24 protein-coding genes, 1 tRNA gene and 1 other RNA gene are annotated in these 22376 nt (G+C 72.7%); 16 read left to right on the top strand and 10 right to left on the bottom strand.

Translation table 11 applies throughout. The features are described from left to right. Nucleotides 1-170: 170 nt before the first annotated feature. The 4 genes from J5Y04_RS33960 (at nt 171) to J5Y04_RS33945 (ending at nt 3558) form a co-directional block, all read left to right on the top strand. Nucleotides 171-800 carry a TetR/AcrR family transcriptional regulator gene (locus J5Y04_RS33960; protein WP_209416385.1) on the top strand — a complete coding sequence of 210 codons (630 nt, stop codon included), beginning with the start codon at nt 171-173 and terminating at the stop codon, nt 798-800. Nucleotides 801-943: 143 nt separating this feature from the next. After that, the gene (locus J5Y04_RS33955; RefSeq protein WP_209416384.1) at nt 944-1870 is read left to right on the top strand and encodes an NADP-dependent oxidoreductase; all 927 of its coding nucleotides are present in this window, start codon (nt 944-946) and stop codon (nt 1868-1870) included. A gap of 142 nt (nt 1871-2012) precedes the next feature. Next, complete coding sequence (locus J5Y04_RS33950; protein ID WP_209416382.1) at nt 2013-2948, top strand: AraC family transcriptional regulator; 936 nt, start codon at nt 2013-2015, stop codon at nt 2946-2948. A 181-nt stretch (nt 2949-3129) separates the two neighbouring features. Continuing rightward, nucleotides 3130-3558, top strand: a complete 429-nt coding sequence (locus J5Y04_RS33945; protein WP_209416381.1) for a DUF2871 domain-containing protein — start codon at nt 3130-3132, stop codon at nt 3556-3558. Nucleotides 3559-3578: 20 nt separating this feature from the next. Here the strand turns inward: J5Y04_RS33945 and J5Y04_RS33940 are convergent, their stop codons facing one another. From J5Y04_RS33940 to J5Y04_RS33930, 3 genes are all read right to left on the bottom strand, one after another. Then, entirely contained in the window at nt 3579-4439 is an 861-nt protein-coding gene (locus J5Y04_RS33940) for a hypothetical protein (RefSeq protein WP_209416379.1), read from the bottom strand. A 172-nt stretch (nt 4440-4611) separates the two neighbouring features. Continuing rightward, nucleotides 4612-5967: an MFS transporter gene (locus tag J5Y04_RS33935; protein ID WP_209416377.1), complete on the bottom strand. Its 1356-nt coding sequence runs from the start codon at nt 5965-5967 to the stop codon at nt 4612-4614. Next, the gene (locus J5Y04_RS33930; RefSeq protein WP_209416376.1) at nt 5964-7199 is read right to left on the bottom strand and encodes an aminotransferase class V-fold PLP-dependent enzyme; all 1236 of its coding nucleotides are present in this window, start codon (nt 7197-7199) and stop codon (nt 5964-5966) included. The genes J5Y04_RS33935 and J5Y04_RS33930 overlap by 4 nt, the downstream gene beginning before the upstream one ends. On the opposite strand from J5Y04_RS33930, the gene J5Y04_RS33925 reads away from it, so the two are divergent. Then, nucleotides 7198-8646, top strand: a complete 1449-nt coding sequence (locus J5Y04_RS33925) for a PLP-dependent aminotransferase family protein (RefSeq protein WP_209416374.1) — start codon at nt 7198-7200, stop codon at nt 8644-8646. The genes J5Y04_RS33930 and J5Y04_RS33925 overlap by 2 nt on opposite strands. A 130-nt stretch (nt 8647-8776) precedes the next feature. On the opposite strand, the gene J5Y04_RS33920 is transcribed toward J5Y04_RS33925, so the two are convergent. Further along, nucleotides 8777-9331 carry a hypothetical protein gene (locus J5Y04_RS33920; protein ID WP_209416372.1) on the bottom strand — a complete coding sequence of 185 codons (555 nt, stop codon included), beginning with the start codon at nt 9329-9331 and terminating at the stop codon, nt 8777-8779. A 91-nt stretch (nt 9332-9422) separates the two neighbouring features. Here J5Y04_RS33920 and J5Y04_RS33915 point away from each other — a divergent pair, with 91 nt between their 5' ends. From J5Y04_RS33915 to J5Y04_RS33905, 3 genes are all read left to right on the top strand, one after another. Beyond that, the gene (locus tag J5Y04_RS33915) at nt 9423-9935 is read left to right on the top strand and encodes a PadR family transcriptional regulator (protein ID WP_209416371.1); all 513 of its coding nucleotides are present in this window, start codon (nt 9423-9425) and stop codon (nt 9933-9935) included. Nucleotides 9936-10023: 88 nt separating this feature from the next. Beyond that, nucleotides 10024-10647, top strand: a complete 624-nt coding sequence (locus J5Y04_RS33910; RefSeq protein WP_245205990.1) for an RNA polymerase sigma factor — start codon at nt 10024-10026, stop codon at nt 10645-10647. Next, a complete protein-coding gene (locus J5Y04_RS33905) occupies nt 10644-11744 on the top strand; it encodes a CU044_5270 family protein (RefSeq protein WP_209416369.1) in 1101 nt (366 codons plus the stop codon). Before J5Y04_RS33910 ends, J5Y04_RS33905 begins: the two co-directional genes overlap by 4 nt. Before the next feature lie 147 nt (nt 11745-11891). On the opposite strand, the gene J5Y04_RS33900 is transcribed toward J5Y04_RS33905, so the two are convergent. Continuing rightward, on the bottom strand, nt 11892-12341 hold the full coding sequence (locus tag J5Y04_RS33900; RefSeq protein ID WP_209416368.1) for a DUF5994 family protein: 450 nt from the start codon (nt 12339-12341) through the stop codon (nt 11892-11894). A 246-nt stretch (nt 12342-12587) separates the two neighbouring features. Here J5Y04_RS33900 and J5Y04_RS33895 point away from each other — a divergent pair, with 246 nt between their 5' ends. From J5Y04_RS33895 to J5Y04_RS33880, 4 genes are all read left to right on the top strand, one after another. Next, entirely contained in the window at nt 12588-13016 is a 429-nt protein-coding gene (locus tag J5Y04_RS33895; protein WP_209416367.1) for a CBS domain-containing protein, read from the top strand. 389 nt (nt 13017-13405) lie between these two features. Beyond that, nucleotides 13406-14608, top strand: coding sequence for a PP2C family protein-serine/threonine phosphatase (locus J5Y04_RS33890; protein WP_209416366.1), 1203 nt, complete (start codon nt 13406-13408; stop codon nt 14606-14608). A gap of 177 nt (nt 14609-14785) precedes the next feature. After that, nucleotides 14786-15031, top strand: a complete 246-nt coding sequence (locus tag J5Y04_RS33885; protein ID WP_209416364.1) for a hypothetical protein — start codon at nt 14786-14788, stop codon at nt 15029-15031. Nucleotides 15032-15176: 145 nt separating this feature from the next. Next, the gene (locus J5Y04_RS33880; RefSeq protein WP_209416362.1) at nt 15177-15446 is read left to right on the top strand and encodes a hypothetical protein; all 270 of its coding nucleotides are present in this window, start codon (nt 15177-15179) and stop codon (nt 15444-15446) included. A 71-nt stretch (nt 15447-15517) separates the two neighbouring features. Here J5Y04_RS33880 and J5Y04_RS33875 read toward each other — a convergent pair whose 3' ends face one another. The 4 genes from J5Y04_RS33875 to J5Y04_RS33860 all read right to left on the bottom strand — a co-directional run bounded on the left by J5Y04_RS33875 (nt 15518) and on the right by J5Y04_RS33860 (nt 18827). After that, nucleotides 15518-16099, bottom strand: coding sequence for a DUF5994 family protein (locus J5Y04_RS33875; protein WP_209416359.1), 582 nt, complete (start codon nt 16097-16099; stop codon nt 15518-15520). 212 nt (nt 16100-16311) lie between these two features. Further along, nucleotides 16312-17580, bottom strand: a complete 1269-nt coding sequence (locus tag J5Y04_RS33870) for an ATP-binding protein (RefSeq protein WP_209416358.1) — start codon at nt 17578-17580, stop codon at nt 16312-16314. A gap of 431 nt (nt 17581-18011) precedes the next feature. Beyond that, entirely contained in the window at nt 18012-18428 is a 417-nt protein-coding gene (locus J5Y04_RS33865; protein WP_209416356.1) for an SRPBCC family protein, read from the bottom strand. Between the two features lie 27 nt (nt 18429-18455). Next, on the bottom strand, nt 18456-18827 hold the full coding sequence (locus J5Y04_RS33860) for a VOC family protein (RefSeq protein WP_209416354.1): 372 nt from the start codon (nt 18825-18827) through the stop codon (nt 18456-18458). Between the two features lie 139 nt (nt 18828-18966). Between J5Y04_RS33860 and J5Y04_RS33855 the strand changes: the two genes are divergently transcribed. Both J5Y04_RS33855 and J5Y04_RS33850 read left to right on the top strand, forming a co-directional pair. Next, on the top strand, nt 18967-19782 hold the full coding sequence (locus J5Y04_RS33855) for an AraC family transcriptional regulator (protein ID WP_307853440.1): 816 nt from the start codon (nt 18967-18969) through the stop codon (nt 19780-19782). 278 nt (nt 19783-20060) lie between these two features. Then, nucleotides 20061-20522 carry an SRPBCC family protein gene (locus J5Y04_RS33850; protein ID WP_209416352.1) on the top strand — a complete coding sequence of 154 codons (462 nt, stop codon included), beginning with the start codon at nt 20061-20063 and terminating at the stop codon, nt 20520-20522. Between the two features lie 83 nt (nt 20523-20605). On the opposite strand, the gene J5Y04_RS33845 is transcribed toward J5Y04_RS33850, so the two are convergent. Continuing rightward, nucleotides 20606-20690, bottom strand: a tRNA-Ser gene (locus J5Y04_RS33845). A gap of 123 nt (nt 20691-20813) precedes the next feature. On the opposite strand from J5Y04_RS33845, the gene ffs reads away from it, so the two are divergent. After that, nucleotides 20814-20904, top strand: an RNA gene (gene ffs, locus J5Y04_RS33840) — signal recognition particle sRNA small type. Between the two features lie 102 nt (nt 20905-21006). Next, nucleotides 21007-22376, top strand: a 1370-nt coding sequence (locus tag J5Y04_RS33835) for a DNA polymerase III subunit gamma and tau (protein ID WP_307853439.1), incomplete at its 3' end; no start/stop codon positions are given.

The following is a 22376-nucleotide window of genomic DNA, read 5'->3' as shown; positions in this document are numbered from 1 at the left end:
CGTCGTCCTCTTGCGGTACGCGGGCGCGTGTCGCCGTACGCCGGTGCGTACCGGTCTGCCGCACTCGGGCACGTGCCGCCGTACGCGGGCACGTACCGATGCGCTCGTATCGGAACGCGCCCACTGTAGCCTGTGAACCGATACGAGCGCATCGAATAAGGAGGCGGCCGATGCCCCGGCAGGTGGACCACGAGGAACGGCGCCGCGTCATCGCCGAGGCGGTCTGCGCCCTCGCCGACGAGCGCGGGCTGGAGGGCGTCACCGTGCGCGACGTCGCCGACCGCGCGCAGATCTCGATGGGGGCCGTCCAGCGCTGCTTCCGCACCAAGGAGGAGATGCTCGTCTTCGCGCTCGCCCACGTCGGCGAGCGCATCGCCGAACGGGTCCGGGCCCGTCTGGTCCGCACCCCGGCCCAGTCCGCCGCGACCGCCCTCGGCCACGCGGCCGCCGAGGTCGCCCTGCTCGGCGAGGAGCACCGCGCCGAGGCCCGGGTCTGGCTCGCCTTCGTCGCCCAGGCCGTCGTCAGCGCACCGCTCGCCGAGACCCTGCGGGCCGGCTACGCACCGCTGGAGGACGCGTTCGCCCGCCTGATCGAGGAGGGCGCGGCCCGGGGCACCGGCGAACCCGCCGGGGAGGACGCACCCCTGGACGCACGGCGGGAGGCCCGTACGGTCCTCGCCCTCGCCGACGGCCTCACCGTGCACGTCCTCGCCGGCCACCTCACGCCGCAGGAGGCCGGCGACATCCTCCACGCCCAGCTGGCCCGTCTCTGGGCGGGACGGCAGCACCCGCCGGCGTGACCGTCCGAGGCGCTCGTCGGGGAAGACGATCGGACATCTTTCGAAGACTGAAGGATATTCAGCGGCTCGTCCGGCCTTCCTAGAGTTGAGGACATCAGAAGCCGCCCGGCAGCCGGGCGGACGAGCCGGAAGGAAGACCCCCCATGCGTGCAGTCATCCAGAAGTCCTTCGGCGGCCCCGAGGTCCTTGAGGTCGTCGAGACCGAGCGTCCCGCCCCCCTCGGTGGCGAGGTCCTCGTCCGCGTGCACGCCAGTGGGGTCAACCCGGTTGACGTGGCAGTCCGTTCGGGCGCCTACCCGCTGCTCGGCGAGCCGCCCTACGGGGTCGGCTGGGACATCTCCGGCGTGGTCGAGGAGGCCGGCCCGGGGGCCAGGTTCAAGGTCGGCGACGAGGTGTTCGGCATGCCGTTCTTCCCGCGGGCCGCCACCGGCTACGCCGACTACGTCGCGGTGCCGTCCCGGCAGGTGGCCCGCAAGCCCGCCACGCTCGACCACGTGCAGGCCGCCGCCCTTCCGCTGTCCGCCCTCACCGCCTGGCAGGGCCTGGTCGACGCGGCGCAACTGTCCGAGGGGCAGCGGGTGCTGGTGCACCGCGCGGCCGGCGGCGTCGGCCACTACGCGGTCCAGATCGCGAAGGCCCGCGGCGCCCACGTGATCGCCCTCGCCAGCGAGCCCAAGCACGAGTTCGTGCGCGGCCTCGGCGCCGACGAGGTCATCGACTACCGGACCACCGACTACACCGAGGTGGTGCGCGACGTCGACGTCGTCTTCGACTCGTCCTCCGAGGGCACCCGTGCGCTGTCGGTGCTGCGGCCCGGCGGCACCCTGGTCAGCATCATGGAGCACTGGAACCAGGAGCTGGCGGCCCGGATCGAGGCGGCCGGGCGGCGGTTCGCGGGCGTCTCGGTCGAGCCCGACTACGCGTCGCTGGAGGCGATCGCTGCCCTCGTCGACGCCGGCCGGATCCGCCCGCACGTCGCCGAGACCTTCCCGCTCGCCGACGCGGGCAAGGCCCACGAGCTGGTCGGCTCCGGCCGGGTCCAGGGCAAGGTCGTCCTCACCGTTGCCTGAGCGGAACGGTGACGGACGGGGGGAGGGGGGAGGTGCCGGAGGGGCCCGACGGGGGTGGGCCCTTCCGGCGCCGGACCACGCGGGCGGACAAGCGAGGCCCGGCCCTAGGGTGGGGACGGAACACGGCGAACGGGGGCGGACCATGGACATCCTGACCGAGGCACTGGGCTCGATGCGGACCGGGAACCCCACGTCCGTCCGCACCGAGGGGCGCGCCCCCTGGGGCCTGCGCCTGCCCCCGGTCGCCGGCGCCGGCTTCCACGTGGTGCTGCACGGCACCTGCTGGCTGATCCCGCTGGAGTGCGCCGGCAACGACGAGCCGATCGCCCTCAGCCCCGGCGACGTCGTCTTCCTGCGCGACGGCCGCGGCCACATCCTCGCCGACCACCCCAGCACCCCGGCCGCACCGGAACGGCCCGACCAGTACCGGCCGAGCACGCCGATCGGCACGGTCACCCTCGGCGGGGACGGCCCCCGGACCAGCCTCCTCTGCGGCAACTACCACCTGGACCAGGGCCGCCCGCACCCGATGCTCCGCCAACTGCCCGAGGTCGTCCACCTGTCCACCGGCCAGGGCCGGCACCCCGAGCTCACCGCGGCCGTCCAACTCCTCGGCGCCGAACTGGAGAACCCCCGGCTCGGCTCGACGGGCATCGTCCCCGCCCTGATCGACTCACTGCTCCTGTACATCCTGCGGGCCTGGTTCGAGGACCAGCCCGCCGTGGCCGCGGCCGGCTGGGCCGCCGCCCTCAGCGACTGCGCCGTCGCCCCGGCCCTCGCCGCCATCCACGAGACCCCCTCGACCCCGTGGACCGTCGAGTCGCTGGCGAGCCGGGTCGGCCTCTCCCGGGCCGCCTTCGCCCGCCGCTTCACCGCCCTCGTCGGCGAGCCGCCCATGGCCTACCTCACCCGCTGGCGCCTGACCACCGCCGCCCGGCTGCTCCGCGAGTCCGAGGCGCCGCTCACCACCATCGCCACCCGGGCCGGCTACGGCTCCGAGTACGCCTTCGCCAAGGCCTTCAAGCGCGAGTTCGGCCAGGCCCCCGGCGGCTACCGACGCGACACCCGCGCCGCCTGAGCCGCCTGGCCGCCTGGCCGCCGGGCCGACTGAGCCGCTCGGGCCCACCCGGGCCGGCTTCCCCCGCCGTGTCGGGGCGGCCGAACCGGATCCTCCAATTGCTCTGTCCAGGAAGGTCGTTCGCCCCTACCTTGATCCCCGGCACAGGTCCGAGCCTTCGAGCAACGGGGAGCGAACGAACATGCGCAAGGCCTACAACGCCGCCCACGTCTACATGATCCTGGGCGTGGTCTCCGGGCTGTACTACCGGGAACTCACCAAGGCGAACGACTTCCACGGGGAGACCCAACTCGGCGTCGTCCACACCCACCTGCTGGCCCTCGGCATGCTGGCTTTCCTGATCGTGCTGGCCCTCGACAAGCAGTTCGGACTCTCCGGGGACCGGCTGTTCACCCACTTCTTCCGCTTCTACAACGCGGGCCTCGCGATCACCGTCGCGGCGATGCTGTTCCGCGGCACCCAGACCGTCCTCGGTCACGACGTCCCCGAAGCCGTCTCCCTGATGGCCGGCCTCGGCCACATCGTCCTGACCGTCGGCCTCGTCCAGCTGTTCATCCTCCTCGGCAAGCGGCTGAAGGCCTCGGAGGCGGCGGACTCCGAGAAGGCCTGACGTCCGGGCCGGACGGCGGGTCAGCCGGCCAGGAAGCGGCGGAGCGAGTCCGTCATGGCGGCCACGAAGGCGTCGCGGGTGGGCTCGGGGACGAGGTCCAGCGACAGGTAGGGGTTGAGGTCCTCCAGCTCGACCAGGAGCAGCCCGCCCTCCCGCGTCCGGCAGGCGTCCACGCGCTGGATGCCGTGGTCGAGCGTGTTCCAGTCGATGAAGCGGCGGGCGAATGCCAGGTCGTCCCCGCTCGGCTCGTAGGGTTCGAGGACCCAGCGCCGGGCGGGGTCGGGGGCGTGGAGGGCGTACTGGAAGGAGTCGTCGACGTAGTAGAACGACACCTCGTACCGGAAGTCGATCCGCGGCTGGACGAGGATGCCTTCGTGGGCGAGGGCGCCGTCGTGCCCGAGGCCGTCGTCGTCGACCAGGTCGTCCAGCGCGCTCCGGGGCACGAAGGCGAGACCGATGGAGTCCGCGCCCGCCCTGGGCTTGACCACGTACTCGGCGGCCTCGGGCAGCAGGTGCACGTCCTGCGGCCGGTCGACGGTGGGTATGACCGGGTACCCGGCGGCGGTCAGGTCCAGCAGGTACTGCTTGCCGGCCATGTCGCCGCGGCCCGAGAGCGGGTTGTAGACCCGGGTGCCGCGGGCCACGGCCCGGTCGCGGAAGGCGTCGTACTCCCGCTGGTAGTGCAGCACCGGGCCGCTGTTGCGGACCACGACCGCGTCGAAGCCGTCCATCAGCGCGGCGGCGTCCAGCGGGTGGCACAGCGCGAGGTCGAAGTCCTCGCGCAGCCGGGAGGTCAGGAAGACGTCCTCGTCGCAGTAGCGCCGCCCCCGGGCCTGGTAGCCGAGATCGGTCACGAACAGGAGGCTGGGGCGGACGGGCATGGCGCATCTCCTCGGGGCTCGCCGCCAGCCTACGCAACGGACGCCGCGTCGCCGCAGGTGCCCGCCGTACCGCGGGCGGGGGGTGTGCGCCGGGCCCGACGACGCCCGGCGGCGCTCGGCGACTCCGGCGGTCCTGCGGTACCCCGCGGGCGGCGGTGTGCGCCGCCCGCGGTCACCGACCGGCGCCGGCGGCCCGGGGCTCCTCGGGCGGGGCCAGGGGCATGCTCCTCAGCCGGCTCACCGGGGAGACGACCAGTCCGATCACGACGAGGGCGGAGCCGGCCGCCGCCACCCTCAGTGCGCCTTCGGCGCCGATCCAGCCGGCGAGCAGGCCGGCAAAGAGCCCGCCGAGGGCGCCGCCGCCGAACAGCAGCGTCCGGAAGGCCGCCGTCATCCGCCCCATCATCGACTGCGGGGTCAGCGCCTGGCGCAGACTGACGATGACCACGCCCGCCACGCCGAGGCCCAGGTAGGTGGTGAAGAAGGACAGCACGAACATCGAGACCATCACCGGCCGGGGCCCGGCGGCCAGGGCGATGAGGGTGGGCCCGAGCAGCAGCGCCGACTGGGCCACCAGGTAGACGCGGCCGGTCGGGAACCGCGCGATGACCCTGCGGGAGACCAGCGCGCCGATCAACCCGCCGACCGAGGCGGTCGCGAAGACCGCCCCGAGCGTGGTCGAGGTGAGGTGGAGGTCGTTGGTGCCGTGGAGGAGGAACATCGTCCACACGGTGACCATGGAGAAGTTGCAGCAGAAGCCGATGAGCGCCAGGGCCCGCAGCACCCCGCTGCCCATGACCCACCCCAGCCCCTCCCGGAGTTCGCGCAGCAGGTGCCGCTCGGCCACGGGCTCGGGGCGCGGCTCGGGGGTGCGGATCAGCAGCAGCGAGACGACGGACACCGCGTACGAGCAGGCGTCCACGACCAGGGCCACCGGGGCGGTGAGCGCCGACACCAGGACGCCCGCGAGCCCGGGACCGGCCACGTCGGCGGCGGAGGAGCTGGTGCCCATCCTGGCGCTCGCCTCGACGTAGTGCCCGGGGTCGCGGACCAGCACCGGCACGTACGACATCCAGCTCACGTCGAAGACCACGGACGCGACGCCGACGGCGCAGGCGATCACCAGCAGGACGGGCAGGTCGAGGGCGTCCCACCAGTAGAGCAGCGGGACCAGTGAGAGCAGCACCAGCCGGACGAGGTTGGCGCCCAGCATGACGGGCCGGCGCCGTACCCGGTCCGTCCAGACCCCGATCAGCAGGGCCAGTCCGAGGTACGGCACGAGCTGGAGGAAGCGGAGCAGGCCGACCTGCTCGTCGGTGGCGTGGAAGGCGCGGATCGCGGTCAGCGGCAGGGCGAGGTTGGTGATCTGGGTGCCGAGCAGCGACACCGTCTCGCCGAGCCAGAACGTCAGGAAGTCGCGGTTGCGCCAGAGGCTTTCCGGCTCCGCCACTGCCGCGGCACCAGCAGTAGCGGGTGCCGGCGGCGGCGCGGTGCCGGCGGTGCCGGACCCGGCCGGAGCGTCGGTCATCGGGCGCTCCCCGCCAGCTCGGCGACGGTCGCGGCGACGGCGTCGACCTCGTCCTCGGTGTTGTAGTAGTGCGGCGACAGCCGCAGGCACCACTCCACGTCCTTGTCGGCGAAGTCGAAGTGCGCGAACTCCCGGAAGCTGAGCGCGGAGTTGATGCCGCGCGCGTCCATCGCGGCCTTGAACGGCTGCGGCCGCCACCCCTCGATCGCGAAGGTGACCAGGGCGGCCGGTGCCGGGCCGCCGTCGAGCAGCCGCACCCCGGGAACGCCGGCCAGCTGTTCGCGCAGCCGCGCCGCCAGCGCCGGGGTGCGCCGGGCGACCGGTCCGACGCCGACCCGCAGGGCGTAGCGGACGGCGGCGGCGCTGCCGAGGACGGTGGCGTACGGGAACTCCCACTCCTCGAAGCGGGCCGCCGTGTCCACCGGCCGGTAGCTGTCGGGCCCGGTCCAGCGGGCGCCGTACATGTCGATGAAGAGCGGCTCGTAGCCGGCCGCGAGCACCCGGTCCGAGACGTAGAGGAAGCCCGAACCGCGCGGCCCGCGAAGGAACTTGCGGCACGTGGCGGTGAGCAGGTCGCAGCCGATCCGCTCGACGTCGACATCGAGCTGGCCGACCGACTGGCAGGCGTCGACGAGGTACAGCAGGTCGAGTTCGCGGCAGTGGCGGCCGATCTCCGCCACCGGCTGGACCAGGCCGGAGTTGGTCGGCACGTGCGTGGCGGCGACCAGGCGCGGGCGGCGGGCGCGCATCAGCGCGGCCATCGCCGCGACGTCGACGCCGCTGCCGTCCGGGTGGTCGGGGGCGTGCACGATCTCGACGCCGTGACGCCGGCGGAGGGCGAGGAAGGCGATCTGGTTGGAGATGAAGTCGTTGCGGGTGGTGAGGACGACGTCGCCCGGCCGGAAGTCGATCGCGGACAGCGCCTTGGAGTAGGCGTGGGTGGCGCTGCCGGCGAAGGCGATGTTGCCGGGGCGGGTGTGGACGAGTTCGGCCGTCGCGGCGTGGAAGTCGGCCACCTCGGCGGCCCGGGCGGCGGAGGCCTCGTAGCCGCCGATGGCGGCCTCCAGGCGCAGGTGGTCGAGCATCGCGCCGAGCACCGGACGGGCCATCAGGCCGCAGCCGGCGTTGTTGAAGTGGATCACCGAGTCGCAGCCGGGGGTGTCGGCGCGGAGGGCGGCGAGGTCGAGAAGCGGTTCCGACGCTGACTCAGAAGCGCTATCCTGTATCTTCATGTCTGACAGTAGCAGTACTGGCGCGCTGGTGACGATCCTCCGCGCGGAGATCGCCGCGCTCACTCCCGGCGACCGGCTGCCCAGCAGTCGCGACCTGATCACCCGTCACGGTGTCGGTCCGGTCACCGTGTCCCGCGCGATCGCCCTGCTGGCCGCCGAGGGTGCGGTGGTCACCCGGCCCGGCAGTGGCACCTACGTCGCCGCCCGCCGGGCCAGGCACGGGGAGGGCGCTCCGGACACCTCCTGGCAGGCGGTCGCCCTGGCCGGACGGGAGCGCGACCCGGGCGCCGACCACGACGCCGCGTCGGCCGAGACGGACGGGCCGTCAGGGCCCCTGCCCGCCGGAACCATCGCGCTCTCCGGTGGCTACCTGCACGAGAACCTCCAGCCCACCCGGGCGCTCGGTGCGGCCCTGGCCCGCGCCGCCCGCAGGCCCGACGCCTGGCACCGCGCCCCCGCCGCAGGCCTGGCGCCGCTGCGTGCGATCTTCGCCCGGCAGGTGGGCGGCGGCGTGGGTCCCGAGGACGTGCTGGTCACGGGCGGCGGCCAGGCGGCGCTGTCGATGCTGTTCCGCGCCGTCGCCGCACCCGGCAGCCCGGTGCTCGTCGAGTCGCCCACCTATCCCGGGGCGCTCGCCGCCGCCCGCGCGGCCGGCCTGCGGCCGGTGCCCGTGCCGATCGACGACGACGGCATCCGCCCCGATCTGCTGGCCGACGCCTTCGCGATGACCGGGGCGCGACTGCTCTACTGCCAGCCGACCTTCCACAACCCGACCGGCACCGTGCTCGCGCCGGAGCGCCGCCGCCAGGTCGTCGACGTGACCCGCGCCGCCGGGGCGTTCCTGATCGAGGACGACTTCGCCCGCCACCTCGGCCACGGCCGGCCGGTACCGCGCCCGCTGGTGGCCGACGACCGCGACGGCACGGTGGTCCACCTGACCTCGCTCACCAAACCGGCCTCGCCCAGCCTGCGGATCGGCGCGCTGGTCGCCCGCGGCCCGGTCATGCGCCGGCTCCAGGCGATGCGGCGGGTGGACGACTTCTTCATCGCCCGCCCGCTCCAGGAGGCGGCCGTCGAACTGCTCAGCACGCCCGCCTGGGACCGCCACCTGCGGACGCTGGCCACCGCCCTGCGCGACCGCCGCACCGCCCTGGAGGACGCGCTGGCCCGCGAACTCGCCGACTGGCCGCTCGCCGACAGCCCGGCCGGCGGACTCCACCTGTGGCTGCGGCTGCCGCCGGCCCTCACCGACCGCGCCGTCACCGACGCCGCGGTCGCCGATGTGGCCGGGGCGCACGGGGTGTCGGTCAACGCAGGCCACCGCTACTTCCCGGCCGAGCCGCCCAGTGCCCACCTGCGCCTCGGCTTCGCGGCGGCCGCCGACCCCGCGGAGCTCACCGAGGCCGCCCGCCGCCTGGCCGGCGCGGTCCGCTCGCTGGGGGGCTGACCGCCGGGGGCCGTGACCGCCGGGGGCCGTGACCGCCGGGGCCTGGCCGGGCGTGGGCGGGGTGGTCGGAGCGGGGTGGCCGGTGTGGCCCGGGCGGGGTGGCCGGTGTGGCCGGCCTGCGGGCCGGGGGTCAGCTCAGGCCGGCCTTCGCCTGCACGGCGGCGACGTAGCGGACGGTGAACACCATCGGGAGGGCGAAGCCGGCGACCTGCGTGAGCGTCGCGGCCGTCGAGTGGCCCTGGCCGGCGTGGGCGAACGCCGCCAGCACGGCGGCCGTGGCGGCGAAGGCCGCCGTCCAGACGGCGGTGATGACGACGTTGGTCCGGATGAACGGCTTGAGCCCCCAGGCCTCCTGGGGCGTGGTCCGCTTGGCGATGCCCAGGGTGAACGGCTTGCCGATGAGCAGTGAGACCCCGGCGATCAGGGTCAGGGTGGCCGAGGACAGGGCCGCCGAGTAGTCGTGCACGCCCGACTGCGGGTCGGCGAAGGCGACCGCCGCCAGGGCCGCGAAGTAGGCCGCCGAGCCCAGCTCGATGATCAGGGCGTCGAAGCCGGCCCCGGCCCGGCGCTGCTGGGCGATCAGCGCCACCGCCACCACCAGCGCGGCCAGCGAGGCCCACTGCCACTGCCCGGACGGAAGCACCGCGAAGACGATCCACGGAAGGAAGGTGCGCACGTACGACATTCGGAAGTTCCCCTCAACATTCCAAGTCTGACAGGTCTGAACTGTACATTGCATGAGTGACATGTCAACAGTGGAAGGTAAGGTGGTCCGCATGAGCCTCCGATACGCCCTCCTCGGACTGCTGTCCGATCGCCCGGCCAGTGGGTACGACCTGCTCAAGAGCTTCGACACCTCGCTGGCCGACGTCTGGCCCGCCACCCAGAGCCAGATCTACACGGAGCTGTCCAGGCTCGCCGACGCCGGACTGATCAGCGTCACGGCGGAGGGCCCGCGCGGGCGGAAGGAGTACACCCTCACCGCCGAAGGGCTGGCAGAGCTGCGGCACTGGCTGACCGAGACCACCCCGCAGCGCAACACCCGCAGCGACATCCTGCTGAGGGTCTTCTTCCTCGGCGTGCTCACCCCCGAGCAGTCGCGGGCCTACCTCACCGGACTGGCCGAGCTGTCCGACCGGGGGGACGAGGAGCTGCGCGCACTGGCCGACTCCATCGACTGGGGCGGCGACCAGCTCTCCGTCTACGGCCGGATCGCCCTGGAGTACGGCCTCCGGTTCAACGCGATGCGCCGCGAGTGGGCCGAGTGGGCGGCCGAGCAGATCCGGTAGTCCGGTTCCTGTCCGGAGGGCCGACTGTGGCGCGCGTCACGGGAACCCGCCCCGTGATGCCGGACAGCCGACAGGAGTGACCACAGAGATGCGATCCCGGGTGCGGGCCGGGAATCCCGACGCCTTCGCGGAGCTCTTCGACAGCTACGCCCGCACCGTCTACAACCACGTCTTCCGGCTGACCGGCGACTGGTCCGTCGCGGAGGACGTCATGTCGGCGACCTTCATGGAGGCGTGGCGGCTGCGCGGCACGGTGGAGCCCGAGGGCGGCTCGCTCCGGCCGTGGCTGCTGGGCGTCGCCACCAACCTCGCCCGCAACCACTGCCGCGGCAACCGGCGCTACCGGGCCGCGGCCGCAGCCGCCGCGGCGGCGCCGGCAGCCGTCCCCGACCACGCCGACGAGGTGGCCGGCCGGCTCGACGACCGGCAGCGCATCGCGGTCACGCTGGCACAGCTGAGCGTGCTGCGGCGCCCCGAGCGCGAGGTCCTCGTCCTGTGCCTGTGGGAGGGCCTGGAGTACGTCCAGGCCGCCCAGGTCCTCGGCGTCCCGGTCGGCACCGTCCGCTCCCGGTTGTCCCGCGCCCGCACGAAGCTGCGCAAGCTCGCCGACGCGGAACTGAAGAGGAACAGACGGGAACCCGACGGTCGGCCCCGACAGACACATGGCGACCGTGCGAACGCGGTCCGGCCCGCACAGGAAGGAATCCGATGAACGCCAACCTTTCCCAGCCCCACCCGGCCGAGTGGGAGGAGACCGAGCACCTCCTGCCGTCCGTGGAGCGGGAACTGCCGGCGGGCCGCCACCAGTTCCACAAGGAGCGCCTCATGACCCGGATCCACGAAGACCTCCGGACCACCGCCCCCGCGCGCCCGGCCCGCACCACGAGGCCGCGCGGCCCGTTCCTGCGCCGCGCCGTCCTCCTGCCCGCGGCCGCCTGCGTCCTGGCCGCCACGATCGGGACCGGCGTCCACCTCCTCGGCCCCGGGGACGCCACGGACCACGGCTCCGGCCTCGCCACCGGCCCGCTGCTGACCACCCGGATCGGCGTCGCCGACCCCAAGGGCGCCCCGCAGCTCCTCGACCGCATCTCCCTGGCCAGCGCGGCCGTCCCGGGCCCGTCGCCGGTGCGCGAGAACCAGTTCGTCTACATCGGCTCGAAGTCGGCCGGCACCCACGTGCGGACCGACCACGGCAAGAGCACCCTGGTCAGCGACGAGCTGCACCAGCGCGAGACCTGGAGTTCCCCGGACGGCACCAAGGGCTGGCTGATCGAGCGCGGTGTCACCGGCCCCGAGGGCATCACCCTGGCCGGGCCCACCGAGACGGGCCAGGCCCCGACGGCGAACCTCAACGCGCCCACGTACAACTACCTCGCAACCCTGCCCACCGACCCGGACGCACTGCTGCGGAAGATCTACGAGGAGACCCGGGGCAAGGGCCGCACCCCCGACCAGGAGGCGTTCACCACCATCGGCGACCTCCTGGGCGGGAGCTACCCGCCGGCCGCCCTCACGGTCGCGCTCTACAAGGCCGCGGCGAAGATCCCCGGCGTGGTCACGGTGGACGACGCGGTCGACGCCGTCGGCCGGCACGGGGTCGCGGTCGCCCGCCTGGACGACACCTCCGGCCTGCGCACCGAATGGATCTTCGACAGCACGACCCTCGCGTTCCTCGGCGAGCGCAGCGTCCAGGTCGAGGGGGAGTCCGGCGAGAACGGCCTGATCAAGCCCGGCACGGTGGTGTTCACCCAGGCCGTGATGACGCGCGCGATCGTCGACCGGATCAAGGAGGCGCCGACTGGGAGCTGATGGCGGCGAGGGCCCGGTCCGGCGAAACGGTCCGGGCCTTCGGTCCGGGCCTTCGAACCGGGCCTTCGATCCGGGCGGTGACGCGGGGTCCGCACTGGTGCGGACGCGTTGTCCGGAGGCGGGCGCAAGGACGCAGCCCGTGACCGCTCAGCCGAGCAGGAGCTCCACCGCCGGGGTGTGGTTCCCGGTCGCGGAGGCGCCGGACATCGCCGAGGCGGCCGTCGCCGGGGCGGTGCCGGGCGGCACCACCAGGAGGAGGAAGTGGTCCTGGAAGCCGCGGGTGACGCTGATCGTCGCGTCACTTCCGGCGAACCAGTTGATCCTGATCACCAGGCCGTTCGCCGCGACGGCCCTCGGCACACCGTCCCAGGCGGAGGTGTCGAGGCCGACCCGGACGATGCGCCCGAAGTGCGCGCCGAGCGCGGTGATCAGGTCGGGCAGTTCGTCGGCGACGTGGTTCGAGCGGGGCCACCAGGCGCCGTCGAAGACGCCCTCCCGCGACATCGTCGGCTCAAGTTCCAGCCGCGGCAGCAACGGGGTACGCGACACCGTCCACGGCCCGGTGGAGGAAGGGTTGGGGAGGGGGATCGGCATCATGTGAGGCCGCCCGTCCGGTCCATGAGGGACCCGTCAAGACCCAGGGCGACGTCGACGCTGATGCCGGTGTGCGGAATGTCCTTGGTTGTCTCCCACGCTACTCCCCCGGGCCGCCCGGTGCGGGAGTAGTCTCGGAGGCATCCAGGGCATCCCGATTCCGGCACCCGTTCCGGCTTCGTTCTGGGTGAAGGACAGTCCGGCGGGCCCCGCTCCGGCGGGCAGCCGGGGACGGGACCGGTGAACGCCGTGACCACTCACTCCCCCCAGTTCGTACGGCCCGGCCACGGCCTCACGGTCGCCGACGCGATGGTGCCCTGCGACTACCAGATAGCCGACGACAACACCGTCGACCAGGCCATCGCCATCCTCCGCGGCGCCGACATCGAGTACCTGCTCGTCCGCGACCACGACGGCCGGTGCGAGGGGCTGGTCACCCGGACCGGGCTCCACCCGTCCCTGGACCTCCCCCTGTGCACCGAGCGGACCGCGATCAGTGCCACCTCGCACCAGCGCGGCCCGTTCGCCTGGCCGACCATGGGCCTGGCCCTGGCCGCGATCGCGATGCGCGTCAAGCACCTGGCGGTCTGGCCCGTCGTCGACGAGGACGGCTACATCCTCGGTGTGCTCACCGCGGACCGCGCCACCGGCCTGCTCGCCGTCGCACCGGCTTCGTGAAGTCGTCGGTGTTCCCCGCTGCCCGGTGAGAACCGGCCGGACCGACTGGGACCAGGACCGACTGGGACCAGGCCGACCGGGACCAGGACCGGGACCACGACATGACGAAGGCCCGGACCGCTGAGTGAGCGGTCCGGGCCTTCGATCACGGCGGAGGACACGAGACTCGAACGCGCGAGGGGTTGCCCCCGACACGTTTTCTGCTCCGCCCAGCCGGGCGGTCGTACCGGCGGGCGACCGTGAGGAGGCGCGCGACCGGGGGCGCAATGCGCTGTCGTCGGGCGTAATGGAAGGAGCCGCCCCTGCGAACTGCACCGGGGTGTCGGGGTTGGGAGGTCGATCGAGCCGGTCCGAGTGCCGCGACGGGAGCAGGACGGCGGTGAGCAGGGATGAGTGGTGAGCGGCCGTCCGACGCAGCGGGACCGGACAGCTCGGAGGGGCACGGCGAAGGCCTGCTGGGCGCGCTGCTCGATCAGTCCCACGAACTGCCGCCCCAGCTGATCGCCCCGCTGGTCGCCGACGTGGTGCGCGGGCTCGGAGGCCGTGACCCGGCGCTCCTGCTGCAGGACTACGGCCAGCTGGTGCTGGCGCCGCTGCCGGGGCGGGGGTTGGCAGCCGGGGAGCCGGTGTCGATCGACGGCTCCCCCGCGGGTGCGGCCTTCCTGCGCGGTGTTCCCGTCGAGGAACCGCAGGCCGACGGGGTGCGGGTGTACCTGCCGTTGCTGGACGGCGGCGACGAGGTGGGGGTACTGGCCTTCACCCTGGACACCGTCGTCGACGACCGGCTGCTGCTGCGGCGCCTCGCCGCCCTGGTCGCCGATCTGCTGATCACCAAGAGCGGCTACACCGACCGGATCTTCCAGGCCCGGCGCCTCGAACCGATGAGCGTGGCCGCCGAGATCCAGTGGTCGCTGCTGCCACCGCTGTCGATGACCGTCCACCGGGTTGCCGTGGCCGGCATCCTCGAACCCGCCTACCAGGTGGCCGGTGACAGCTTCGACTACGCGCTCAACGACGACCTCCTGCACGTGGCCACGATCGACGCCATGGGCCACGGGCTCGACGCCGCGACCATGGCGACCGTCGCCATCGGCGCGTACCGGCACGCCCGGCGCGCCGACATCGGGCTGGCCGAGATCTACGCGTTCATGGACCGGGCCATCGCCGAGCAGTTCGGGCCGGACCACTTCGTCACCGCGCAGATGATGCGCCTGGACACCCTGACCGGCCACCTGCAGTGGGTCAACGCCGGCCACCCCCAGCCGCTGCTGATCCGCGACCACGTCGTCGTCGAGCGGCTGGAGAGCGCCACCACCCTGCCGGTCGGGTTCGGCGGAGAGCAGCCGGTGATCAGCGAGCGGGTTCTGCGGCACGGCGACCAGGTCCTGTGCTTCACCGACGGCCTGGTGGAGGAGCGCGAGCCCGGCGGGCAGCAGTTCGGGGAGGAGCAGCTCATCGACTGGGTCAATCGAGTCGAGCGCTCGCAGGCCGGGGTACGGGCCGTGGTGCGCGCGCTCTCCAACGTCCTGAAGGAGAAGCGGGGCGGGCGCACGAGCGACGACGCCACCCTGTTCCTGATCGAGTGGCGCTGAGAGGGCCGCCACCCCGTGCCGGCTCCCGTGACCGGCCGGATCGGCGCGGTGCGGGCGGAGTACCGTGGGGATGTCGGGGCGGCCCGTCCCGCCCCCGACGGTCGGCCCTCGCAGCGTCCTGAGGGACGGCCCCGTGGGCCGGGCTCCTCGGGCAGACAGGAAAGGCGGGACGGAGAGATGTCCGTCTACGTGAAACTCTCGGCCGAGGCCAGGGCGCCGGCGGAGCCGTCGAAGGGGCCGCTGGACCTGCAGTACGAGGACGGTGCGGACGGCGTCACCTTCGAGTACGACCTGCATCCGAGTGGTGCGCTGCGCGTCCTGCGGGTCTTCGAGGACACGCCGTACCGGATCGAGGTGTGCTTCGGCCCCGGGGCGTGGCTCCAGGTCGTGGGCAGCTACCTGCGAAGCGGCGCCGAGTACTGACGGCGATCCGTTCCGGGCGAACCGCAGGCCGTCGGCGCCGGCCCGGCCGCTCGGCCCGGGCCGAGCGGAGTCCACCGGTCGCGGTTGATCCGTCCCGCCCATACCGTCGTGTCCGGGGGCGGGATCGTCGGCACGGGAGGCCAGGATGCGGCACTACCGGTGGGTTCTGGAGACGCAGGACGACGACGGCCGCTGGTCCCGGCAGGACGGCACTCCCCTGCGGAACCCGTTGGAGTACGACGGACCGCCCCAGCGGGCGGCCAACCACCTGCGGGACGTGTTCGTGCGCACGCTCTCCCGGCCCGCGCCCGGACCACGGGCGATCAGGATCCGCCTCTGGGACGGGGCCGACGCCTGGGACGGGGCCGACATCGCCGAGCCGCCCCGGGCCGAGGCCGAATGGTCACGCGAGTGACACAACGCCGAATGGTCACGCGGGTGGTACACCCGGCCCGCGGCCGTAGCGGACGGCTCCCGTCCCGCCGACTACGCGGGCACCGGCCAGGAGGCGGCCCGGCTGCGGGCGACATCCGCCCGCTTGCCCGCCTCACCAGCACCGTCGGAGGGGGCGACGGCCGACGGCAGGACGCCGGAACGGGACCTCGGCCCCTGTGCGCCGTCGCCCGTCTCCACGGCGAGTAGACCGCTCGCGGTCATGGTGTTCGCGGGACCGGCGGCCTCAGCCATCATCCGGGCGGCACCGACGGCATCCGTCTCCGGCGGGACGACGAGCAGCTTCAGCCGACGCGGGGCGTACGAGAACACCGCGATCGTGTGCTCGTCCTGCTCGGTGGTGAACCAGCCCACGTGGACGGTGTGCCCCGCGACCGGGATCCGCCGGGGGATGACGGGCCACTGCGCGGGGTTCACGGTGATCCGGGTGACCCGGCCCCACTGCTCGTCGATGTCGGCGGCCAGGGCGGGGAGCTCGAGAAGAAGATCACGCGAACGAGGCCACCAGGCTCCGTCCAGGCGGCCGGGCTGCACGCCACCGGGCGTGAGGGAGAGCCGTGCGGTGGGATCCGGGGCGGCGGCGGGCGTCGTCGCACGATCGAGCGTCGTGGTCATGATCAAAACCTGTCCCCGGGCCCGGCCCACGAGGTCGGGTCCGGCATTGCCCTTCGCCGGAGACGACGCCAGTATCCGGTGCCGGCATGCGGAATGCCTTCGGTGATGTCCAGGCTACTCTCGGTCCGGCCCGACCCCGGCATGGTTGCGGCGGTGAGGTTTTCCGCCCGGCGTCTTCGGGCGGACACGGCGGAACGGGCGGGGGCGGCCGCTCAGACGCGCCCGTAGCGGACCGCCTGGTCGGCGAACTCCCGGGCCATCTCCTCGGAAACGGTCGGACGGGTGCGGCGGATGGCGTCCAGATAGTCCTGAGTGCCGGGTTGGGTCCGCTCGCCCGTGTCGAGGGTGCGCTCGAAGGCGTTCTGGGCGACCGCCATGGCGACCTGCCTGATGTCGGCGGGAGTGAAGCCCTCGCTGGCTTCGGCGAGGACCGCCATGTCGGCGGCGGTGCCCGTTTTCGCCGTGTAGCCGGCCCACAGCGCGTCGCGGGCCGCGGAGTCGGGCGGCCCGACCGGCAGGACGTAGTCGAACCGGCCGTGGCGCAGGAACGCCGGGTCCAGGGCGGCCACCGAGTTGGTGGCACAGACGAGGAGCCGGCCGTCGCGGTCACGGAACCGCACGATCGACTTGAGGAGTTCGTTGACCACTCCGACCGACGCGGGGGCGGCGAGGCTGCGCGTACCGGCGACCTCCTCGACCTCGTCGATGAAGAGCAGCACGTGGTCGAGGTGTGACACCTCCTCGAAGCGGCGGCCGAGTCCGGTGGCCAGCCCGTCCTCGGACGCGAGCCGGGAGGGGAAGAGCTCGACGAACGGCCAGCCGAGCCGGCCGGCCACGGCCTTGGCGAACGTGCTCTTGCCCGTGCCCGGCGGACCGAACAGCACGACCGCGCGGGGCGGTTCCACCCCGTGGGCGTCCGCCAGCTCGGGGTTGGCCAGGGGCAGCACCAGCCGCCGTTCGATGAGCCGCTTCTCGTCGGCCATGCCCGTGAGCCGCTCCCAGAGGCGGGCCTCGGGCATGACCGCGCCCAGCATCGCCAGGACCGTCGGGCCCTGGGCGCTGACGACCTCCGACTTCTCGAAGTACGTGAGCCCGCGGTGGGGGTGGAAACCGGAGTTGACCAGTGCGGTGGCGCCGGTCTCCTCATCGGGCAGCACCGCTGCGACGATCCTGGCGCCGGCGTCCCGCAGGCGGTGCTCCAGTGCGGACAGCAGGGCGGTGCCGATGCCGAGGTTCCGCCAGCCGGGGTGCAGGGCGATGCGCAGCACCCATGCCCGGTCCCCGTCCACCCGACCCACCGCCGCGCCCACGAGACGTCCGTCGGCCACCACGACGACGCTCGGATCACGTGCCTGCAACGCGGCGACCACGTCGGAGAGGCGGAAGACGGCGGCGCGATCCGTGGTGGCGCTCTCCGCGTCGAGCCGGACCACCGCTTCGAGATCGTCCGGTTCGAAGTTCCGGACATGCCATACAGCCATACGCCGTCCTCGAACGTCGCGCCGCCCCCGGATCTCCATCATCGGTCGACCCCGGCGTGGCCGCCCGCCCGGAAGGCGACCTCGGCCGGTCCCCGTCTGCGTCTCCTCCGCTCCCCTCCGCCGAAGGGACGGGGGAGCGAATCGTCGACGGCGCGGCTGCCGGCGGATGGCAGGGCGGCCACGCTGCCACGGGAACGACGAAGGCCCGGACCGCTGAGCGGTCCGGGCCTTCTGCCGGCGGAGGATACGAGATTCGAACTCGTGAGGGATTGCTCCCAACACGCTTTCCAATTGTTCGTCCGGCTGTCCAGGGGAGGCTGTGCAGGCCCTGACCTGCGGCGGAATGGCTCGTTCGGCAGGATTCGGACACTGCTGTACGAGGGTGAATGCAACCGAAACTGCAACCATGCCGAGTGTCGACGGCCTGCTGATCAGTGGGCCGGGGTGGCTTCTCGATCCAGGGTGCGCTTGATCACGCGGATACCCTGGTCGACCATTTCGGCGATGGGCTCCCCGAGGCTGTCCGGTGTCACGTCGATGATCCAGACGAAGCGACTGCGGTTCTCGGTGTCGCTGATGACCTGCATGGACGCGTGGTGGTGCTTGGCCTTCAGGGAGCCGCCGATCACCGAGTAGGCGATGCGCCGGGCCTCGTCGTCGATGTCGACGATCAGCTCGTGCACCACGGTGCCGCTCGCGAAGGTCACGATCCTGATGTCGCCCTCGACGCGGGTGCCGGTGACAAAGCCCGGCGCGAGGCGTTTGTGGACCTCACCGAAGTCGCGGACAGCGGCCCAGACGTTTTCGGGAGTGTCGTCGATCAGGACGTCGCGGTGGATGGACGCCATGGGTGGGTCTCCTCGCTGTGGGGGTGCTCAGTTGCCGGTGGTGTCGGCGGTGAGACAGAACGGGTGGCCCTCGGGGTCGGTGAGGACGATCCACTGGCCGTCGCCCGGCTGGAACGCGGGGCGGGAAGCTCCGATGCCGAGCAGTTCCTCGGTCGCGCCGTCCAGGTCGGTGACGGTGAAGTCGAGGTGCATGTACTTGACGCCGTCGGGCCAGCCCGGCGCCTGGTGGCCCTCGACGCGGACGAAGGCGAGCTGGACCGGGGTGCCGTCGCCCAGGGACGCGAAGTCCTGGTCGCTGTAGGCGATCTCCCACCCGGTGGCCTTCTGGTAGAACGCGGCGAGCGCGGCCGGATCAGCGCATTCGATGACGACCGTGCTGAGCTGCTTGAGAGCAGGCATCCTGACAACTCCTGAGTGTCGGTGTTGGACGAGGCGCGAAGGGAACGGCCCTCGCACCCCGCCAGCGTGCTCCCCGCGACAGGCCCCCGTCTTGAACATCCTTGCGCGGCTGTCAGACCGGCCGCGTAGCGTTCGAAGGGTGCTCACCGCCGTTCCCGTCGCCACTCGTCCCGACTTCGACATCAGCGCGGTGGCCTGCCGCGACGACCACACTCGCTGGTCGGCACCGGAAGTTCGCGACGACTACCGCGTGGTGCTCGTGCGTCGCGGACGGTTCCGCAGGATGGCGGCCGGCGTGCCCGCCGACATCGACGCGACCCTGGCCTATGTGGGAGCCCCGGCCGAGGAGGAGAGCTTCGCCCACCCCGTCGGCGGTGATCTCTGTACGGCGATCAGCGTGACGCCGAAGCTGTGGCGCTCCCTGACCGGGGACGTCGCGGGGCAGGCCGTGCGGACGGTTTACGTCGACCCGCGCCTGGACCTGGCTCACCGTCGCCTCCTCGCCGCTGCTGAGTCGGGAGATGTCGACTACGCGCTCTCCGAGGAACTGCTGGCTCTCCTGTCGACCGCCATCGGCCGGATCACGACCGGACGAACACCGATCGCCGAAGCGTGCGCCCGACACGACCAGGACCTCGTGGCAGCGGCCCGCGAGGCGATCACCGAAGGAGACCCGGCCTCGGACACGCTGTTCTCCTTGGCCGAGTTGCTCGGCGTCTCTCCCTACCGGCTGAGCCGGGCGTTCCCGCGTGAGCTTGGTGTGTCGGTGACTCGCTACCGCCACCGCGTCCGTATCGGCAGGGCCCTCGACCGCCTGGAGGTCGGCGAACAGAGCCTCAGTACCCTCGCCGCCGACCTCGGTTATGCCGACCAGGCTCATATGACCCGGACCATGCGCCAGTACCTGGGCCACACGCCGACGGTGGTGCGACGACTTCTGGCGTCCGCACACTGACCATGCCGACCTTGGCGGGGCGGGGCCGACCGAGACGGAGGACGACGATGGCCCGGACCGCGATGCGGTCCGGGCCATCGGTTGAGCCGGCGGAGGATACGAGATTCGAACTCGTGAGGGGGTGTCCCCAATGCGCTTCCGCTGAGCCCCCTGATCCGGCCCATGTCGAGGAGCTTTCCGCGATGGCTTGGCGGAGCCAGCAGGATGCTGCGATCATCCACCGATCGTTCCCGGTCCGCGACGATGACCGGATCCGGACCGGACAGGGGGAGTTGGACGTGCCCAGCACCGAACTGAGCCGCAGCTACGACATTGCGGCGACCCCCGCCGCTGTGCTCTCACATCTTGCGGAGCCCGAGAACTACATCGGTCTCTCCCCGCTGCTCGTGGACGTGCGGGACGTGCGGTGCGAGGGCGGGGTGACGCACTACGCGGCCGTCGAGCGGTTTCGGTTCCTCGGACTGGTCAGCCACGACAACGTCATCCAGGTCACCCTGCGCACCGAGAGCGCCCGGCTGCCGGGCGAGGCGACGGTCAGTGGCGAGGTGGTCAGCCCTGGTGGCGTGCGGATGGACTACCGCTTCGCCGTCACCGCCCGGGACGGCGGTGGGTCTGTGGTGGTCGACACGCTGCAGCTGCACGCGCCGTTCGGCCTGCTCCGCTACGCGGCTGGGAAGGCCGGAGCGGTGCAGGCCGAACGCGGCCGAGTGCTGGCCCGGCGGCTGGGCGCCGGCAACTGAGGCGGGCGGGCCAACTGCTGCGGAGGTCGAGATCGCGAAACGACGAAGGCCCGGACCGCTGTGCGGTCCGGGCCTTCTGCCGGCGGAGGATACGAGATTCGAACTCGTGAGGGATTGCTCCCAACACGCTTTCCAAGCGTGCGCCCTAGGCCTCTAGGCGAATCCTCCGTGGGAGAGCTTAGTACATGTTCAGGGGTGCTCGCGACCACGTATCTCGTAGGTGGGGGAGGGGCGTGACCTGCGGATCGGGGTGGTGGAGGTGGAGGGCGGGGATCGGGTACTGTTGGGGGCAGCCCCTCGTGTGGCGTCATCTCTCTGAACCCCCCCAGGGCCGGAAGGCAGCAAGGGTAGGAGGGCTCTGGCGGGTGCGCGAGGGGTCTTTGCGTTCCCGGGGGTGGGGCGGCCCGGTCGAAGGGTGGCCAAGGGATCGAAGGGTGACCGAGGGGCGACGCGTTTGTCGGCCCGTCCCGATATCGTCGGTGGTGTGTCCCTAGCCCTGTACCGCCGCTATCGCCCCGAGACTTTCGCCGAGGTCATCGGGCAGGAGCACGTGACCGCTCCGCTCCAGCAGGCCCTGCGCAACAACAGGGTCAACCACGCGTACCTGTTCAGCGGCCCGCGCGGCTGCGGGAAGACGACGAGCGCGCGCATCCTGGCCCGTTGCCTGAACTGTGAGCAGGGGCCGACGCCGACACCGTGCGGGGAGTGCCAGTCCTGCCGGGACCTGGCGACGGGCGGGCCCGGGTCGATCGACGTGATCGAGATCGACGCGGCGTCGCACGGTGGCGTGGACGACGCGCGCGAGCTGCGCGAGCGGGCGTTCTTCGCGCCGGTGCACAGCCGGTACAAGATCTTCATCCTGGACGAGGCGCACATGGTGACCTCGGCCGGCTTCAACGCGCTGCTCAAGGTGGTGGAGGAGCCGCCGGAGCACCTCAAGTTCATCTTCGCCACCACGGAGCCGGAGAAGGTGATCGGGACGATCCGCTCCCGCACGCACCACTACCCGTTCCGGCTGGTGCCGCCGGGCACGCTGCGCGACTACCTGGCCGAGGTCTGCGGGCGCGAGCAGATCCAGGTGGAGGACTCCGTCTTCCCGCTGGTGGTGCGGGCCGGTGCCGGGTCGGTGCGTGACTCGATGTCGGTGATGGACCAGCTGCTCGCCGGCGCCGGCGAGGGCGGCGTGACGTACCAGATGGCGACCGCGCTGCTCGGGTACACGGACTCGGCGCTGCTGGACGAGGTGGTGGACGCCTTCGCCGCGCACGACGGGGCGACGGTGTTCCAGGCGATCGACCGGGTGGTCGAGGGCGGGCACGATCCGCGCCGGTTCGTGACGGACCTGCTGGAGCGCCTGCGGGACTTGGTGATCCTGGCCACCGTGCCGGACGCCGGTGAGAAGGGGCTGATCGACGCCCCGGCGGACCGGGTCTCGATCATGCAGGCCCAGGCGGACGCCTTCGGGGCGGCCGAGCTGAGCCGCGCGGCGGACATCGTCAACACCGGGCTGACCGAGATGCGGGGGAACGCGGCGCCGCGTCTCCAGCTGGAGCTGATCTGCGCCAGGGTGATGCTGCCGGGCGCGTACAGCGACGAGCTGTCGTTGCAGGCGCGGCTGGACAAGCTGGAGCGGCGGGCGTCGGCCGGGGGCTTCGCGGCTCCGGTGGCCGGGCAGATGGCGCCGCCCATGGCCGCGGCGGCCCCGATGGCGGCCGTGCCCGCCGCGGCGCCCGCGCAGGGCGTCCCGGTGCCGGTGGAGGCCGTGCAGGCGCCGCCGGTGCAGGTCGCGCCGGTGCAGCCGGCCCCCGTCCAGGCGGCACCCGCCCCGGCGCCGGCCGGGCCCGCGCCCGGGGC

This window comes from Kitasatospora sp. RG8, from assembly GCF_017813315.1.
In the GTDB taxonomy this organism is placed as follows: domain Bacteria; phylum Actinomycetota; class Actinomycetes; order Streptomycetales; family Streptomycetaceae; genus Kitasatospora.
Note: the sequence above shows the minus strand (reverse complement) of the source record. Positions and strands in the feature narration are given on the sequence as shown.

Coding starts and splice junctions, on each gene's coding strand:
- J5Y04_RS33960 (WP_209416385.1), top strand. CDS start 171: ATGCCCCGGCAGGTGGACCACGAGGAACGGCGCCGCGTCATCGCCGAG.
- J5Y04_RS33955 (WP_209416384.1), top strand. CDS start 944: ATGCGTGCAGTCATCCAGAAGTCCTTCGGCGGCCCCGAGGTCCTTGAG.
- J5Y04_RS33950 (WP_209416382.1), top strand. CDS start 2,013: ATGGACATCCTGACCGAGGCACTGGGCTCGATGCGGACCGGGAACCCC.
- J5Y04_RS33945 (WP_209416381.1), top strand. CDS start 3,130: ATGCGCAAGGCCTACAACGCCGCCCACGTCTACATGATCCTGGGCGTG.
- J5Y04_RS33940 (WP_209416379.1), bottom strand. CDS start 4,439: ATGCCCGTCCGCCCCAGCCTCCTGTTCGTGACCGATCTCGGCTACCAG.
- J5Y04_RS33935 (WP_209416377.1), bottom strand. CDS start 5,967: ATGACCGACGCTCCGGCCGGGTCCGGCACCGCCGGCACCGCGCCGCCG.
- J5Y04_RS33925 (WP_209416374.1), top strand. CDS start 7,198: ATGTCTGACAGTAGCAGTACTGGCGCGCTGGTGACGATCCTCCGCGCG.
- J5Y04_RS33930 (WP_209416376.1), bottom strand. CDS start 7,199: ATGAAGATACAGGATAGCGCTTCTGAGTCAGCGTCGGAACCGCTTCTC.
- J5Y04_RS33920 (WP_209416372.1), bottom strand. CDS start 9,331: ATGTCGTACGTGCGCACCTTCCTTCCGTGGATCGTCTTCGCGGTGCTT.
- J5Y04_RS33915 (WP_209416371.1), top strand. CDS start 9,423: ATGAGCCTCCGATACGCCCTCCTCGGACTGCTGTCCGATCGCCCGGCC.
- J5Y04_RS33910 (WP_245205990.1), top strand. CDS start 10,024: ATGCGATCCCGGGTGCGGGCCGGGAATCCCGACGCCTTCGCGGAGCTC.
- J5Y04_RS33905 (WP_209416369.1), top strand. CDS start 10,644: ATGAACGCCAACCTTTCCCAGCCCCACCCGGCCGAGTGGGAGGAGACC.
- J5Y04_RS33900 (WP_209416368.1), bottom strand. CDS start 12,341: ATGATGCCGATCCCCCTCCCCAACCCTTCCTCCACCGGGCCGTGGACG.
- J5Y04_RS33890 (WP_209416366.1), top strand. CDS start 13,406: ATGAGTGGTGAGCGGCCGTCCGACGCAGCGGGACCGGACAGCTCGGAG.
- J5Y04_RS33885 (WP_209416364.1), top strand. CDS start 14,786: ATGTCCGTCTACGTGAAACTCTCGGCCGAGGCCAGGGCGCCGGCGGAG.
- J5Y04_RS33880 (WP_209416362.1), top strand. CDS start 15,177: ATGCGGCACTACCGGTGGGTTCTGGAGACGCAGGACGACGACGGCCGC.
- J5Y04_RS33875 (WP_209416359.1), bottom strand. CDS start 16,099: ATGACCACGACGCTCGATCGTGCGACGACGCCCGCCGCCGCCCCGGAT.
- J5Y04_RS33870 (WP_209416358.1), bottom strand. CDS start 17,580: ATGGCTGTATGGCATGTCCGGAACTTCGAACCGGACGATCTCGAAGCG.
- J5Y04_RS33865 (WP_209416356.1), bottom strand. CDS start 18,428: ATGGCGTCCATCCACCGCGACGTCCTGATCGACGACACTCCCGAAAAC.
- J5Y04_RS33860 (WP_209416354.1), bottom strand. CDS start 18,827: ATGCCTGCTCTCAAGCAGCTCAGCACGGTCGTCATCGAATGCGCTGAT.